The sequence below is a fragment of the Collinsella tanakaei genome (genome assembly GCF_016902615.1).
Taxonomy (GTDB): domain Bacteria; phylum Actinomycetota; class Coriobacteriia; order Coriobacteriales; family Coriobacteriaceae; genus Collinsella; species Collinsella tanakaei_A.
Genome location: NZ_JACJMB010000025.1, coordinates 13938 through 29884, shown reverse-complemented (window position 1 = coordinate 29884; position 15947 = coordinate 13938). Strand labels below are relative to the sequence as shown.

The window sequence follows — 15947 nt, the reverse complement described above, 5'->3', positions numbered from 1 at the left end:
ATGCCTTCCGGCATCGCCCGCGGTATCCGGTTCTCAAGGTGCCCGCCGCGGGTGTGACCCGCGCGGCAGGGAGATATATTGCCACTCCCGGGCGGCCCCGGGGGCGGGATTCTATCGCTTCACATCCTCTACACAAATGCGTCATCTTTGAGTCGAGCTATCTGCGCACCCGCTTCAAGGAGTTCGTCTCGCTGCTCGAGCGTAAACGCTTCTGCATATACGCGTACCAGCGGTTCCGTTCCACTTGGCCTGAGCATAACCCACGATTCGTCTGCGAACTCAAGACGCATGCCGTCCGCATGGCTTACCCGCTCCGGCTTACATCCTGCGACGATCTTGGGATTCATGCCGGGCAGCAGCGTCCGGAGCGCCTCGATGTCTTCGTTTTGCAGCCTGATGTCGCGCCGTCCGTACCATGTCTTCCCGTACTTCTCCTCCATCGAGGCAACCAGCTCGCCCAGAGTTTTCCCCGTCTGGGCCATCAGCTCGCAGAGCAGCAAGATCATGAGCAGGCCGTCGCGCTCCGGGAAGTGTTCGGGTATACCGAAGCCGCCCGTCTCCTCTCCGCCGAACATCACGCCGCCCTTGCGCATCTCCTCACATATATAGCGGTACCCGATGGGCTTGATGACATAGCGGCAATCAAGGTCGCGCGCGATCCTGCGCGTCAGCAGCGACGAGGCTGCCCCGAGCACCACGCGCCCGCCCATACCGCGATTGTTGACGAGATGCCACAGCAGCAGACTGAAGAGCTTATGCGAGTTGACATAGGTGCCCTTTTCGTCCACCGCCCCCAAGCGATCGGCATCGCCGTCGCTGATCAGGCCGCAGCACGCACCCATCTCCACCACCATCTGCTCGCAGTCGTCGACCCAGGGCTCGATGGGCTCGGGGCGCATCTCGGCTACGCCTTCGTCATCCTCGCCGTGAATCTCCGCTACGCTCACGCCGAGTGCACCCAGGACAGCCGGCATGGCGCCGCGTCCCGCACCGTACATCGGGTCGTACACGACGTGCAGGTTCGCCCGTGCGATGGCATCGCCATCGACGACGGATACGAGCGAGTCGAAATAGGGTGTCGCGATATCGACGACCTCGATGGGGCCGCGCGCATCTGTCGGATCGGGCTCGATCGCCCGCTCGATCTCATCGACAAAGTCGGTCGAGGCGGCACCGCCGTCCGCCATGCGAAACTTTATACCGAGGTAATCCGACGGATGGTGAGAACCCGTGACCATAAGGCCGCCGCATGCACGCGGGTCGTGCGCAATGGTCCACGATACAGCGGGCGTCGGCACGTAGCGGTCGCTGAGCATCGCAACCAGACCGCGTCCGGCGGCAACGCGCGCCGCAAGGCGTGCGAAACGGTCGGCGTCCGGTCGTGTGTCAAATCCTATATATATGATGGAACCCGGTTTGGACCGCGCCCACAGCGACGCCACCGCGTCAACGACGCGAACGACATTGTCCTCGGTGAACGCCTCGTCGCGGCGCGCTCGCCATCCGTCTGTTCCAAAGCGAATCATTTCGCCCATTGCCTCAGTGCTCCCGTGCGCGTGTCTTGCCAGTGGGTGTTTTTCAACGCGGTATCTCTATACCCCTCTGTTCGCGCAACAGACAGGCATCACAGATTGGACAACGGCCAAATCGGCCCCACTTGCGAGATGCTTCTGCCGCGCCGGCCGGATCGAGGACCTCCCTACCGGAAGGATCCCTCGTCAAGACATCCTGCAAGGACGCTGGCCGTGCGCACTCCCGTGCCGCAGCAACCGCCCACGATGCGCGCGCCGGCCGCGCGCCATGCGGAAAACGCGGAGGAGAACGCCTCGGGGCGCTCATCCCACGTAAGCGAGCCGTATTCATCGCGCTGCGGATCGCCTGCATTCGGTCTGACCATAAGGGGAAGCGACACCGCACGCGCCATGCGGGGCACCGCATGCGTTGCCGCCGCAACCGAGCAGCAGTTCACGCCGACCGCCTCCGCCCCCTTTCGTTCGGCAAGCATACAGGCGACCTCGATGTTGACCCCATCGCCGAGCAGGTTACCCGCCTCGTCGATGGCGAAGCTCACGAGCACCGGCAGATCGCACGCCACGGAGCGCACCGCGCGCAGGGCGAGCTCGAGCTCGCGCAGGGCGGTGAACGTCTCGAGCACGATGCCGTGCGCGCCCGCATCGAGCAGGACATAGGCTTGGTCGCGGTAGGCGTCGGCCGCCTCGCGGTACTCTGGGGCGTCCTCGCTCACCCATGCGATCCCGCAGGGCCCGATCGAGGCGAGCGTGCAGCGCGCCCCCGCATGAAGCGCGCAGGCGACGGCGGCACGGTTCACGCGTTCCATGCCGGCATCGACCTCGTCATGCACCAGGGCGGGCGCCGAGGCCTGAAATGTGTTCGTGAGCATGATGTCGGCTCCCGCCATGCGGTAAAGCCAGTGAATGCGTTCGACCTCATGCGGGTCGGCGACGTTCCACAGGGCTGCGGGGATATCCGCCGCGCCGACCTGACGCATAAGCTCAGAGCCCATCGGACCCTGCATCAGCAGAATATCGCCCGCGTCTAGGCGCTCACGCAGCCATGTCGACCCGGCGGCATCGAACCGCGACGCGTCAGCGGCCGCCTGTCGCACGTCGCCCGCCATCGCTACTCCTCGCCGACCGTGATGCCCTGGCCCTCGAGATAGTTGAGCCAGCGCTTCATCGTGTCCTCGGACAGCGCGTGCTCCATCATGCACGCCTCGGCATCGGCGCGCTCGAACGGAACATCGAGCTCCTGGATGAGAAACGTGCGGAGCAGGCGGTGGCGGTACCAGACACCGTTGCCAAGCTCGCGTCCGGCTTCGGTCAGCATGACCTTGCCGTAGTGGGACTGCTCGACGAGCCCTTGCTCCTTCAGCACCGTCACGGCCTTGTTGACCGACGCCTTCGAGACGTTCAGCTGCTGGGCGATATCGACCGAACGAATTCCCTCGCCCTGCACGCCCTCACGCTCAAGGCGAACCATGCACTCAAGGTAGTCCTCGTTGGCAACCGTCAGATGTAGCTCGCGCGAGATGTCGGTGGTGTCCATATATATCCTCTCGTTGTACACACCGTAGAGTGTAGCGCATTCGCCCCGCGACTCCATGCGGCCGCACCGTGCTAGAGTAGCCGTGAAGACAACGCGCACGCAGGCGCGCTATCCCCTCAATAAGGAGCATGCCCATGTCCATCACCGAAGCCCCCGATGTCCTGCAGCGATTTTTGCGCTACGTGCAGGTGAACACCCAGTCGAGCGACGAGCACTGCGATCAGGTCCCCTCGTCCGCCGTGCAGTTCGACCTCGCCAACCTCCTCGCCGACGAGCTGCGCGCGCTCGGCGCCCAGGATGTGTCCGTCGACGAGCATGCCTACGTATGCGCCCATATCCCCGCAAGTCGCGGGGCGGAAGACCTGCCCGCCCTGGGCCTTATCGCCCACCTCGACACCACCGAGGCTGCCCCCGGTGCGAACGTACGGCCCCATATCGTCCACTATGAGGGAGGAGATCTCGTCTGCGGCGTCGTTGACGGCATCGAGATCAAGCTTTCGCCCGAGAAGGTTCCCGCGCTCAACGAGCTTGTCGGCGAGGACCTCGTCTGCACGGACGGCACGACGTTGCTCGGCGGCGACGACAAGGCGGGCATCGCCGAGATCATGGCGCTCGTCGCCCGCATCGCACACGACCCCGAGCTCCCCCATCCCGAGCTCGGCATCTGCTTCTGCCCCGACGAGGAAATCGGCCACGGCGCCGCGCTGCTCGACATCCCCTCGTTCGGCTGCGCCTACGCCTATACCGTTGACGGCGGTCCTATCGGCGAGCTCGAGTGGGAGTGCTTCAACGCCTGCGAGGTGACCGTGCGCTTCGAGGGCTTCTCCATCCACCCGGGTGACGCCAAGAACCGCATGGTCAACGCGACGAATCTGTTCTGCGAGTTCCACAACCTGCTGCCCGTCCCCGAGCGCCCCGAGCACACCGAGGGCTATGAGGGATTCATCCACATCGAGGGGGTGTCGGGCACGGTGACCCACGCCACCGCGCGCTATATCGTCCGCGACCATGATGCCGCCCGCTTCCAGGAGAAGATCGACCTTATGCAGCGCGCCTGCGACTTCGTGAATGCCCGTGTCGGCGAGCAGCGCGTGACGATGGAGGTCAAGCAGCAGTACCGCAACATGGCAGAGGTCGTAGTGGATCATCCCGAGCTGATCGACGTCGCGAAAGAGGCATTTGCCGCCGCAGGCGTAACGCCTCGCGTAATTCCCATCCGCGGCGGTACGGACGGCGCTCAGCTCTCGTTCCGCGGGCTGCCCTGCCCCAACCTCTCGACAGGCGTGTATTGCTGCCATGGCGTGAACGAGTTCATCCCGGTGAGCGCTCTGGTCGCCATGGTCGACGTGCTAACCGAGCTCGTCGCCCGCTTCGCCCGCTAGGAGCCCTATGCAGCCCGCCGCCCGACCGCGCAACATTCGCATCGAGGCGTTGCGCCTCGTGGCAATCTGCGCCATCGCGATCTTCCATTCTTTTCAGCCGGTCTTCGCCTCGGTTACCGCGCATATGGCCGACCCCGCGCTGGCGGTTGACGGCGTTGGCGCCGCGCTTGTCCAGGTGCCGGTCGCGGCGGGGCTGCTCGGCGCCATCAACCTGTTGGGTGCCTACGGCAACTGCGTCTTCTTCGCGATATCCGGCTTCTTTCTGATCCCGAGCGCCGCGCGCGCATCCCGCGCAGACGGCCACGTGCGCTCCCAGGCGCGCCGCACCGCGCGGCGCGCCGCCACCATCGGGGTGTCCGTTGGCCTCTACGCAATCATCGCGCTTATTGTGAGCCGATGGATCGTATCCCTGCCCGGCATCGCGCCGGGCGAATTCGGATGGCTGGTCGGCGGACTCGAATTTATCTGGGTCTATCTTGCGATCATGCTCGTCACCCCGCTTATCGGGTGGATCTGGGAACGTTGCCGCGCGCGCCTTGGCGCTGTCGCGGCCATCGTCGTTATCGTCTACGCGGTCAACGCCTACATCGCGTTCATCTCTCCCGGAGACGAGGTGCGCGGGCTGCTGGAATGGCGCAAGCTCATGAGCGCGGTGAGCTATCTTGTCGCATATCTCGCAGGCGGTGCGCTCGCCGACCTGTTCGGCAAGCGCCCGGGTCACCTGGGCACATGGCGCCGCGGCCTGCTCGGCGTGTGCGCCGTTTCCCTCGTGGGCGAGGTTGCGCTCGCCTGCGCAGGCCGGGCCGACCTGATGGTCGCTACCTCGTTCAAATCGACATCCGTCGTCTCGTTTGCCCTGGCTTGGCTTTCGCTTGCCGTCTGCGCCCATCCCGATGCGCTCCGCATCGACCCTGACCGAGCGAGCGCACGTCTCGTCGCGCGGGCGGCCTCATGCATCTTGGGGTTCTACATCGCGCAATCGATGTTCCAAACCCTCTGGCGCGGCCCCGTCGACGCAGCCATGATGGTAGCAGCTGCTGTGTCCTCAAGCGCCCTGCTCGCCAGTGCGCTCATCCTGATTGCGGGCATCCTCGCGAGCCTTGCTGTCGTCGCGGTATTTCTGCTAATCGACTCGACGCTCAGGCGCCCGCTTCTGCGCGCCCTTCACCTTACGGCCTGACAGGCTCCCACAGCGTGCCATCACACAAAGAAGCGGGGCCACGCACCTACCTGCGTGGCCCCGCTTCTTATAGGGGATACCCTCCCCGCACGTTCTCCTTACCCGACTACACGAGAAGCATATCGGACGAGAGAGAAGCATATCGGACGAGACGAAGGGTTCGCTCTATCTTGTGGCCCCTCTATTCGGCGGCTTCCTCACCGGATCCATCGGATTCTTCCCCGGATGAAGACGTTCCGCTTGTCGTCGCCGTACCGTACGTCCAGTCGTCCGCCTCATTGTTCACGAGGTCGCCTGTGGTTGCGGAATCGCCGCCCTCGCCCATCGTCTGGGGTCCCTGCGGATCCTCGCCGGCGTTCACGCGCTCCATCATCTCCTCGAGCGCGTCCTCGTGCACGAAGACATAGCTCTGACCGTCGATGTAGGTGTCCTCGCCCGCCCATGACGGCAGGTTCGCGGTCCAGATGCTGTTTGTATCCATACCGCGCATGGCGTTGACCAGGCTGATGATGTCCTGCACGCTCATATCGGTCGCGACCATATTGGACAGCGAGTCGATGATGCCCATGAGGTTGCTCACATCCATCTTATTCAGAATGGTGTTCGCGAGAGCAGCCAGGAAGATGCGCTGGTGGCGCATGCGGGTATAGTCGCCGTCAACGTACGCGCGCGAGCGACAAAACGCAAGCGCCTGCTCGCCGTTCAGGGTCTGCAGACCCGGCTCGATCACGAAATCGCCCGCCTTGGGGTCATCGACGCGGTCGGGCACGTTCACTTCGACGCCGCCGAGCGCGTCGACAAGCTGTTGCATGCCCTCGAAGTTGATCTCTGCATAGTGGGAGATCTGCACGTCGCATAGGTCGTTGACCGCCTTTACCATGCCGTCGGCCCCGTCGTAGACATGCGCTGCATTGATCTTGATAAGCGACCCCTCATATTCCACGGCCGTATCGCGCGGGATGGAGATGAGCGTCACTTCCTTTTCTCTGGCATCGATGCGCGCGAGCACGATCGAGTCGGCGCGGTAGCTCTCCTCACCCGGGCGGCCGTCCGTACCGAGCAGCAGCATGTAGAAGGGCTCTTTGGTCACGTTGGAATCGACGAGCGTGAGCAGCAGGTCCGAAGTGATGATCTCGCCGTTGTTGATGCGGCTGGCGATGCTCGTGAACCACAGGCCGGCAGCCGTGCCCACGCAGACGAGCAGGGCCACAAGCGTCGTCACGATCACGCGACGGATGCGCTTGCCAGTCCTGCGCTGCCGGGCGCGTTCGGAGTAGCGGCCCACATTCTCGCGGCTGTAGACGCGGCTCGCCGCGCCGGTATTCAGGCGCCGGGAATCCTGTACGGGTTTCTTTTTCATACGGCTACCTGCTTAATCGTCGATGGGATCGGGAAGGGTTACACGCTCGACGCCGGCACCGAGCTCGTCGAGCTTCTCGACGAAGTGCTCATAGCCGCGGTCGATGTGATGGATGGCCGAGACCTCGGTGCGACCGTCGGCCACGAGACCCGCCACCACAAGCGCGGCGCCGCCGCGCAGGTCAGGAGAAACGACCTGGGCGCCCGAGAAGCCGCGCACGCCGTGAATCATCGCATGATGACTCTCGATGCGGATATCGGCCCCCATGCGCACCAGCTCCGAGGCGAACATGAAGCGGTTCTCGAAGATGTTCTCGGTGATGACCGAGCTGCCGTCAGCAAGAGCGGAGAGCACCATGGCCTGCGCCTGCATGTCGGTGGGAAAGCCGGGGAACGGCAGCGTCTGGATGTCGACCGGGCGAATATGCTCGACGCGGCGCACGCGCACGCCGTTCGCCAGGCGGTCGATCTGGATACCCATGAGCTCGAACTTCTTGATGACCATGCCGAGATGGCTCGCGTTGAAGCCCGTGACCTCGATACCGTCGTCATCGGCCATCAGGGCGCCGGCGACGATGAACGTACCGGCCTCGATGCGATCACCGATGACGCGATGGGTGACGGGATGGAGTCCCTCCACGCCATCGATCTGGATGACCGGCGAACCGGCACCCGTAATCTTGGCGCCCATCTCGTTCAGCATGTTGGCAAGGTCGACAATCTCCGGCTCGCGCGCCGCGTTGTCGATAACCGTCGTGCCGCGTGCCTTGACAGCGGCCATGATGAGGTTCTCCGTGGCGCCCACGCTCGCGAACTCGAGCGTGACCGTCGTGCCGACCATACCCTCGCCCGCATCGGCATAGATGTAACCGTGATCGGTGTCGAATTTCACCCCGAGCGCCTCGAGGCCGAGAATATGCATATCAATCTTGCGGGCACCGAGGTTGCAGCCGCCAGGCATGGCGATCTTGGCCTTGCCGCACCGGCCCAGCAGCGGCCCCATGACCGCCGTGGAAGCGCGCATCTTGGCGACGAGCTCGTAGGGCGCTTCCCATGAATCGACGTTCGAGGTATCAATCTGAAGGCTATGCTCATCCACCACGTCGATGGTCGCGCCGAGACGCTTCAGCACCTTGCCCATAACATGAACATCGGAGATGTTCGGCACGTTTTCCAACGTGGTCTTGCCGGGCGCCAACAGGGTGGCCGCCATCAGCTTGAGAGCGGAGTTCTTCGCTCCCGACACGTGGACGCGCCCATGTAGGGCATGTCCTCCTTCAACGCGAATGATATCCAAGCGCGTTCCCTTCAACACCGACATACGAATATGCCCGGGTGCGCCAAGGCCCCCGGGCATGATGTCTTATCCTCTTTGTTGGCGCTCGAGCTGAACGGCGAGTCCGTTATGCAGCGAGCAGCAACTTACACCATGCGATTTCATTATAGAGGTAGGCACGGTGTGCATCGCTCTCCGACAAAACGCTCAACTGGTCTTCAAAACCTTTAATCTTGGCTTGAAGCTCAGCGGCATCGACGGAGGCGACGTCGGCGGCGCGATCGGCGAGCACGACGATCTCGTCGTTGGCGATCTGGACGTATCCGCCGCTCACGGCAAACACGTGATCGACCGAACCCATGCGCTCATCGCATGCGCGTACATAGCCTGCGGCGATGGTGGTGATCTCGCTCGCATGCAGCGGGGCGATGCCGATCTGGCCATCCGTCGTCGGAATGGTCACGAACGCGCAGGGACCATCGAATGCGCACGAATCGGGGCAGACGATACGCAGATGCATGGCCATGGCGACTACGCCTCCATCTGCTCGGCGCGCTGGCGGACGTCGTCGATGGTCCCGGCGTAGCGGAATGCCTGCTCGGGCAGATCGTCGCACTCGCCGTCGACGATGGCGGCAAACGAGCGCACCGTGTCGGCCACGCGCACGTAGACACCGGGGTTGCCGGTGAACTTCTCGGCGACATGGAACGACTGCGACAGGAACTGCTGGATCTTGCGGGCACGGCTCACCGTGAGCTTCTGCTCGTCGGAGAGCTCGTCCATACCCAGGATGGCGATGATGTCCTGCAGGTCGGAGTACTGCTGGAGGATCTCCTGCACCTTGACGGCCACGCGATAGTGCTCCTCGCCCACGATCGAAGGATCGAGCGCGTCGGAGGTCGACGCCAGCGGGTCGATTGCCGGGAACAGGCCCAGGCTCGAGATGCTGCGCGACAGAACCGTCGTGGCATCGAGGTGGGTGAACGTCGTCGCCGGCGCCGGGTCGGTCAGGTCGTCGGCGGGCACGTAGACGGCCTGCACCGAGGTGATCGAACCGGTCTTGGTGGAGGTGATGCGCTCCTGCAGGTCGCCCATCTCGGTTGCAAGCGTGGGCTGGTAGCCGACGGCCGACGGCATACGGCCGAGCAGGGCCGAGACCTCGGAACCCGCCTGGGAGAAGCGGAAGATGTTGTCGATGAACAGCAGGACGTCCTGGCCGCGATCGCGGAAGTACTCCGCCTCGGTCAGACCGGCCAAGCCGATGCGCAGACGCGCTCCGGGCGGCTCGTTCATCTGGCCGTAGACCAGGCAGGTCTTGTCGATAACACCCGACTCGCTCATCTCGAGGTACAGATCGGTGCCCTCACGGGTGCGCTCGCCGACGCCGGTGAACACCGAGGTGCCGCCGTGCTCCTGGGCGAGGTTGTTGATGAGCTCCTGGATGAGCACCGTCTTGCCGACACCGGCGCCACCGAACAGGCCGGTCTTGCCGCCGCGGATGTAGGGCTCGAGCAGGTCGACGGCCTTAATGCCGGTCTCGAAGATCTCGGTCTTGGTCGTCAGCTCGTCGAAGCTCGGCGCGGGATGGTGGATCGGGTAGTAGTCGTCCACCTCGGGCATGGGCTTGCCGTCGACCGGCTCGCCCATGACGTTCCAGATGCGGCCGAGGGTCTGGTTGCCCACGGGCATCTTCATGGGGCCGCCGGTGTCAACGGCCTCGATGCCGCGCTGCAGGCCATCCGTGGAGGACATGGCCACGCAGCGGACGACGCCGCCCGGCAGCTGGCTTTCGACCTCGAGCACGGTCTTGATGCGGCCCACGGGCGTCTCGGCATCGACGGTCAGGGCGTTGTAGATGCCCGGCACGCCCTGCTTGAACTTGACGTCCACGACGGGGCCGATGATACGGACGATGCGCCCGACACCGGCAGTCGTCGCAGACGGGGCAACGATGGTATCTGCCATTAGTAATCCTCCAATGCAGCGGCACCACCGACGATCTCGTTGATCTCGGTCGTGATGGACGCCTGGCGCACGCGGTTGTACGTACGGGTGAGCTCAGTGATGATCGCGCTCGCGTTCTCCGTGGCGGAATGCATGGCCTTGCGGCGCGCACCCTGCTCGGCAGCCGCCGAATCGATCAGCGCCTGCTGGATGACCGTGAGCACGTAGCTCGGGATGAGCTTCGACAGCACATGGTCGGCGCTCGGTGCGTACTCGAACGGCGAGGTGAGACGACGGGGCGCCTCGCCCTCATTGGCACGCGGGCCGCGGGCGGTGGCGAGCACGATCGAATCGAGCGGCAGGATGCGCTCTTCGCGCAAGTCCTGGTCCACGCGATTGCGCGCATGGTAGTAGATGATGTCCACACGGCCGAACTTGCCGCTCGCGAAGCCGTCGCAAACGTAACTCGCGATGACGCGGGCGCGTTCGGTCGTGGGATTATCGGATTCGCCCTCCACCCGCATGACGACGTCGGGGTCGTGGCGGTAGTAATCGCACGCCTTGCGGCCGCACGTGATGAGCTCGACGCGCTTGGCGCCGTGGCGGCGGAAGTGCTTGATGCGCTTGTCGGCCGCGCGCTCCACCATCACGTTGAACCCGCCCGCAAGGCCGCGATCGGAGTTGATGACGATGAGCAGCGCGCAGTCGTAGTGCTCAGGGTTGCTCAGCAGCGGATTGGCGTCTTTCGACGCGTCCTCCGCCACCGTGAGCATCACGTCCGTAATGGCGCGTGCATACACCTCAGACTGCTTCTCGCGAACGAGCGCGCGGCCGATCTTAGCCGTCGAGACCATCTCCATGGTGCGCGTGATCTGCTCGGTGCTGGACACCGAGTCGATGCGCTTCTTGATTTCGCGGAGGTTGGCCATAGGGCTGATTGCTCCTTTACGCCGTCTCGCCGGCAGCAGGCTCGGCCTGCTGCACGCGTGCGGACACGAACTGGTTCTTGTACTCAGCGATGGCGTCCTCGAGCTTCGAGCCCAAGGCGTCATCGATCTTGGCGTCGCCGATCTGCGCGAGCAGCTTGCCGTAGGCGCCGTTCATGAACGTGATGAGGCCATCGCGGAACGGCAGGACCTCAGAGAGCTCGAGATCGTCGAGGTACCCCTTGTTGCCGGCATACAGCACCGTCACCTGGTCGGCCACCGTCATGGGACGGAAGCGCTGCTGGCGCAGCAGCTCCGTCATGCGGGAGCCGTGGGTGAGCTGCTTTTGCGTGGAGGCGTCCAGGTCGCTGCCGAACTGGGTGAAGCCCTGCAGCTCCTGATAGCCAGCCAAGTCGAGGCGCAGATTGCCCGCCACCTGCTTCATGGCCTTCGTCTGGGCGTCGCCGCCGACGCGCGACACGGAGATGCCGACGTCGACTGCGGGGCGCTGGCCCTGGAAGAACAGATCGCTTTGCAGGTAGATCTGACCGTCCGTGATGGAAATCACGTTCGTCGGGATGTAGGCCGACACGTCGCCGTCCTGCGTCTCGATGAGCGGCAGGGCGGTAAGAGAGCCGCCGCCGTTCTCGTCGGACAGCTTGCAGGCGCGCTCGAGCAGGCGCGAGTGCAGGTAGAAGATGTCGCCCGGGTACGCCTCGCGTCCCGGCGGACGGCGCAGCGTCAACGACATCTGACGGTAGGCGACAGCCTGCTTGGACAGGTCGTCGTAGACCACGAGCACGTGCCCACCGGGGTTGGTGGCGCTTGCGGGCTCGCCGTCCTCGCCGTTGTACATGAAGAACTCGCCGATCGCGGCACCCGCCATCGGGGCGATGTACTGCATAGGCGCCGAATCGGCCGCGGTGGCCGACACGATGATCGTGTAGTCGAGCGCGCCATGGTTCGCCAGCGTCTCGCGGATGGAAGCGACGGTGGACGCCTTCTGGCCGATGGCGACATAGATGCAGACCATGCCCTTGCCGCGCTGGTTGATGATGGCGTCGATGGCGATGGCCGTCTTGCCGGTCTTGCGGTCGCCGATGATGAGCTCACGCTGGCCGCGACCGATGGGCACCATCGCGTCGATGGCCAACAGACCGGTCTGGACCGGTTCGCACACGGGCTTGCGCGCGATGACGCCGGGGGCCTTGAACTCAATGGGGCGGCGATGGGTCGCGTTGATGGGGCCCTTGCCGTCGATGGGCTGACCGAGCGGGTTCACCACGCGGCCGAGCATGCCGCGGCCCACGGGGATGTCCATGACGCGGCCGGTCGTGCGGCAGGTGTCGCCCTCCTTGATGAGGTCGACGTCGCCGAACAGAACGGCGCCCACCTCGTCGCGGTCCAGATTCTGCGCCAAGCCGTAAACGGTCTTGCCGGTAGAGCTGCTCGTGAACTCAAGCAGCTCGCCCGCCATGGCGCGCTGGAGACCGGCGACATGCGCGATGCCGTCGCCAACCTCGGCGACCTGGGACACCTCCTGCGTGTCCACCGTGGCATTGAGGTCAAGGAGGCGCTGTTCCAGGATGCGCTCGATGTTCTCGGCGCTGATAGCCTCGGACATAGACGCTATACCTCCCTCTTCTTCGTATCCTGCGTCATCACCTTGCGGGCGAGCTCGAGCTGCGTGCGCACGGAGGCGTCACGGCGCTGGCCGCGGGCCGACAGGATGATGCCGCCGATGATCGTTGGGTCGACATGCTCGATGAGGAACACGCGCGACTCGAGATCGGACTCGCACTTCTGGGTGATCATATCGCGGAGCTCGTCGTCGAGCGGGATGGCGGTCGTCACATGGACGCCCACAACCTCCTGCTGCTCGTCGACCATGCCGCGATACAGGTCGAGAACCTCGGGCAGCTTGTCCAGGTCGCCCTTCTCGGACATCGTGGCAAGCACGGCGAGAACCTCGGGCGACGCCTCCGCCTGGGCGATAAGCGGCGCGATGTTCTCGTACACATGGTCTTCGGCCTTCGAGGCCTCCAGCAGCGTGCGCGCGTATGTCTCGAGCCTGCGGCTCTCGATGCGGTCGCTACTAGGCATGGAGGCTACCCACTTCCGCTAGGTACTTCTTGATGAGCTCGCGCTGCTTCTCCGGATCGTCGGCGAGGGCCTCGCCCACGATCTTGGAGGCGACGGCCACCGACACCTTGGCGATGGAATCCGTCGCGCTCGCATAGGCGCGCTGGAGCTCGTCGTCAGCGCGGTCGTGAGCCTTGGAGATGATGTCCTCGGCCTCGGCGTGAGCGTCGGCGACGATACGGGCGCGCTCCTTCTCGGCGTCCGAGCGGGCGGCGAGCACGATATCGGAGGCCTGGCGACGGGCGTCGGCGATCACCGAATCGGCCTGACGGCGCGTCTCGGCGGCCTGCTCGCGCGTGGACTCCGCCTCCTTGATGCTGTCCTCGATGGTCTTCTCGCGCTTCTCGAGCATGGCCATCACGGGCGGCCAGGCGAACTTGCACAGAAGCGCCAGGATGATGAGGAAGATCACGAGGGCCGGGATGAACTCCGCGGGCTTGGGGATCAAGATCTCCGCACCGTTGGACGTCTCCTCGGCGAACGCCACGGAGGGCACCATGCACGCAGCCGCAGCGAGCGCCGCGGACATACGGATGTGATCGAGTTTCATGGCTTCTTCTCCCTTGCGTGTGGTTGCGATGCGCATCGTGCGCTTACTGAACAACCAGGGCAACGACGAAGCCGATCAGGGCCAGAGCCTCAGCGAAGGCGGCGCCCATGATGAAGACGGTGAACGCGCGGCCCTGGATTTCAGGCTGACGCGCCATAGCGGTGGCGCAACCATACGCCGCAAGACCGATTGCAAGGCCTGCACCGATAACACCGAGGCCGTAACCGATAACTCCCACGATTCCTCCTTTAGTTGCTATGCACCCTTTGTGCATTAAGGAACTACCTTGCTATATCAAGCGCACATGCGCTCGGTACCGAATGTGATAGCGCAGGCGCGCTACTCCTCGACCTCCTCGGCCTCCTGGATGTAGACCGCGGTCAGGATGGTGAAGACATACGCCTGGACGAACGCCACGAAGATCTCGATGACGTAGATCACGAGCAGGATGAGGGCGAACAGGACGCCCGGCAGGGCCGCCAGCACGTTGGACGCCGTGAGCTGCTGGAGCAGCGGCTGGGCGAACAGCGTGACCATGATGGCGAACGAACCCATGACGATGTGGCCGGCGAACATGTTGCAGAACAGACGGATGGCCAGCGTGATGGGGCGCAGGATGGTGGAGATGAGCTCGATGATCCAGATGAGGATATTGAGCGGGAATGCCACGCCCTCGGGCGCCAGGCTCTTGAGGTAGCCGATCGGGCCACGGGCACGCACGCCGCACGCCACGAAGTAGATGAAGACGACCAGGGCGAGCGCCGCGGTCGTGGAGATGGTACCGCTGCCCGGCTTCATGCCCGGGATGATACCCACGACGTTGTTCGCGAGAATGAAGAAGAACAGCGTCGCCAGAAACGGGAAGTGGCGCTTCCAGTTCTTGCCGATGATCTGCTCGCAGACGTCATCCTTCACGAACGAGATGCCCCACTCCATGAGGTTCGAGAACGTGCCATGCGGCACGAGCGCGAGCTTCTTCACGAACACGGCCATGATCACGAGCAGCAGAACCGTCGACGCGAGCAGCCAGAACGTGTACTGGGTGAGGCCCATCGTGAGGTCGCCCAGAACGGGGATGGAATGGAACTCCGAGACGAGTTTGTTGATCTCGTCAGGCAGTAGTGCGAAAGCCTCCAAGACTAAAGCCCTCCTCAAGTGCTGTTGTTGGTCAGTGCGCCCTGAGCGCCAAGACCGCCATAAGGGTCAGCATAGACACGTATCCTAGTACCAAACCTAAGCTGAAGGCAAGAAAAGAGTCGGGAATCAACATCCACGCGACACCTTCTACGACCGTCAGCAGGCCAAATGATAGCGCGACGGCCGCTATGCCGACCGCGATATGCAGCCGCGCGCGACCGCTTGCGGCGTATCGGAGCGCCACGAGCACCGGCGCGTACCCCACCGCCCCCGCGATGATTCCCACCACCGCGACGACGACCTCAGATATCGTCGGCACGACGTCCATCCGAGCCTAGAGCGTGCCGAAGATGCGATCGCCCGCATCGCCCAGGCCAGGCACGATGTAGGCGTTCTCGTTTAAGCACTCGTCGATCGCGCAGGCGAAGACCCGCACATCCGCATCGCCCTCGAGCACGCGCGAGAGCCCCTCGGGCGCCGCCACGATGGACAGGAAGCGGATATCTCGCGCACCCTGGGCGCGCAGGTAGCTCAAAGCGGCCTCGGCGGACCCGCCCGTCGCGAGCATGGGGTCGACCACCAGACAGGTGCGCTCGGCGATGTCGCGGGGAAGCTTCGCGTAGTACTCGCGCGGCTCATGGGTGACCTCGTCGCGCTCCATGCCCAAATGGCCCACGAGTGCATCCGGGATGAGGTCGAGCACGCCCTCGAGCATGCCCAGGCCCGCGCGCAGGATGGGGATGACCGCCGGCGTGCGCCCGGCGAGATGGGCCGCTTCCATCGGGGCGATGGGTGTCTCGATGCGCACCGGCTCGAGCGGCAGGTCGCGCGTCGCCTCATAGGTCTCGAGTCGGGCGAGCTCGCGCACCAGCTCGCGGAACTGCTTGCAACCCGTCTGCTTGTCGCGCAGAAGGGACAGCTTGTGCTGCACGAGCGGATGATCGACCACGCTCACGCGGGTCGCATCGAATGACGAGGCCATATC

At 64.3% G+C, this 15947-nt stretch carries 17 protein-coding genes; 2 read left to right on the top strand and 15 right to left on the bottom strand.

Going from position 1 to position 15947, the window contains the following annotated elements; translation table 11 throughout:
- Nucleotides 1–128: 128 nt before the first annotated feature.
- The 3 genes from H6A21_RS08330 to H6A21_RS08320 all read right to left on the bottom strand — a co-directional run bounded on the left by H6A21_RS08330 (nucleotide 129) and on the right by H6A21_RS08320 (nucleotide 3066).
- Nucleotides 129–1535, bottom strand: a complete 1407-nt coding sequence (locus H6A21_RS08330; protein WP_204562283.1) for a phosphoglucomutase/phosphomannomutase family protein — start codon at nucleotides 1533–1535, stop codon at nucleotides 129–131.
- Between the two features lie 164 nt (nucleotides 1536–1699).
- A complete protein-coding gene (locus tag H6A21_RS08325; RefSeq protein WP_204562282.1) occupies nucleotides 1700–2638 on the bottom strand; it encodes a homocysteine S-methyltransferase family protein in 939 nt (312 codons plus the stop codon).
- 2 nt (nucleotides 2639–2640) lie between these two features.
- A complete protein-coding gene (locus H6A21_RS08320) occupies nucleotides 2641–3066 on the bottom strand; it encodes a metal-dependent transcriptional regulator (RefSeq protein ID WP_204562281.1) in 426 nt (141 codons plus the stop codon).
- Nucleotides 3067–3200: 134 nt separating this feature from the next.
- Here H6A21_RS08320 and pepT point away from each other — a divergent pair, with 134 nt between their 5' ends.
- A complete protein-coding gene (gene pepT, locus H6A21_RS08315; RefSeq protein ID WP_428840759.1) occupies nucleotides 3201–4448 on the top strand; it encodes a peptidase T in 1248 nt (415 codons plus the stop codon).
- A gap of 7 nt (nucleotides 4449–4455) precedes the next feature.
- Nucleotides 4456–5628, top strand: a complete 1173-nt coding sequence (locus tag H6A21_RS08310) for an acyltransferase family protein (RefSeq protein ID WP_204562279.1) — start codon at nucleotides 4456–4458, stop codon at nucleotides 5626–5628.
- Nucleotides 5629–5809: 181 nt separating this feature from the next.
- On the opposite strand, the gene H6A21_RS08305 is transcribed toward H6A21_RS08310, so the two are convergent.
- The 12 genes from H6A21_RS08305 to upp form a co-directional block, all read right to left on the bottom strand.
- A complete protein-coding gene (locus tag H6A21_RS08305) occupies nucleotides 5810–6988 on the bottom strand; it encodes an LCP family protein (RefSeq protein WP_204562278.1) in 1179 nt (392 codons plus the stop codon).
- 12 nt (nucleotides 6989–7000) lie between these two features.
- Nucleotides 7001–8284, bottom strand: coding sequence for a UDP-N-acetylglucosamine 1-carboxyvinyltransferase (murA, locus tag H6A21_RS08300; RefSeq protein ID WP_204562277.1), 1284 nt, complete (start codon nucleotides 8282–8284; stop codon nucleotides 7001–7003).
- A gap of 106 nt (nucleotides 8285–8390) precedes the next feature.
- A complete protein-coding gene (gene atpC / locus H6A21_RS08295; RefSeq protein WP_342589682.1) occupies nucleotides 8391–8789 on the bottom strand; it encodes an ATP synthase F1 subunit epsilon in 399 nt (132 codons plus the stop codon).
- Between the two features lie 5 nt (nucleotides 8790–8794).
- The gene (gene atpD / locus H6A21_RS08290; RefSeq protein ID WP_204562276.1) at nucleotides 8795–10228 is read right to left on the bottom strand and encodes a F0F1 ATP synthase subunit beta; all 1434 of its coding nucleotides are present in this window, start codon (nucleotides 10226–10228) and stop codon (nucleotides 8795–8797) included.
- Nucleotides 10228–11136, bottom strand: coding sequence for an ATP synthase F1 subunit gamma (gene atpG / locus H6A21_RS08285; RefSeq protein WP_204562275.1), 909 nt, complete (start codon nucleotides 11134–11136; stop codon nucleotides 10228–10230). The genes atpD and atpG overlap by 1 nt, the downstream gene beginning before the upstream one ends.
- 16 nt (nucleotides 11137–11152) lie before the next feature.
- On the bottom strand, nucleotides 11153–12757 hold the full coding sequence (gene atpA, locus H6A21_RS08280) for a F0F1 ATP synthase subunit alpha (RefSeq protein WP_204562274.1): 1605 nt from the start codon (nucleotides 12755–12757) through the stop codon (nucleotides 11153–11155).
- Between the two features lie 5 nt (nucleotides 12758–12762).
- Complete coding sequence (locus H6A21_RS08275) at nucleotides 12763–13236, bottom strand: F0F1 ATP synthase subunit delta (protein ID WP_204562273.1); 474 nt, start codon at nucleotides 13234–13236, stop codon at nucleotides 12763–12765.
- Complete coding sequence (gene atpF, locus H6A21_RS08270; protein ID WP_204562272.1) at nucleotides 13229–13825, bottom strand: F0F1 ATP synthase subunit B; 597 nt, start codon at nucleotides 13823–13825, stop codon at nucleotides 13229–13231. Before atpF ends, H6A21_RS08275 begins: the two co-directional genes overlap by 8 nt.
- 43 nt (nucleotides 13826–13868) lie before the next feature.
- Nucleotides 13869–14063, bottom strand: a complete 195-nt coding sequence (locus H6A21_RS08265; protein ID WP_204562271.1) for an ATPase — start codon at nucleotides 14061–14063, stop codon at nucleotides 13869–13871.
- Nucleotides 14064–14164: 101 nt separating this feature from the next.
- Entirely contained in the window at nucleotides 14165–14962 is a 798-nt protein-coding gene (gene atpB, locus H6A21_RS08260) for a F0F1 ATP synthase subunit A (protein ID WP_204562270.1), read from the bottom strand.
- Between the two features lie 31 nt (nucleotides 14963–14993).
- Nucleotides 14994–15290, bottom strand: coding sequence for a hypothetical protein (locus H6A21_RS08255; RefSeq protein ID WP_204562269.1), 297 nt, complete (start codon nucleotides 15288–15290; stop codon nucleotides 14994–14996).
- 6 nt (nucleotides 15291–15296) lie between these two features.
- Nucleotides 15297–15944, bottom strand: coding sequence for a uracil phosphoribosyltransferase (gene upp / locus H6A21_RS08250; RefSeq protein WP_204562268.1), 648 nt, complete (start codon nucleotides 15942–15944; stop codon nucleotides 15297–15299).
- Nucleotides 15945–15947 lie beyond the last annotated feature (3 nt).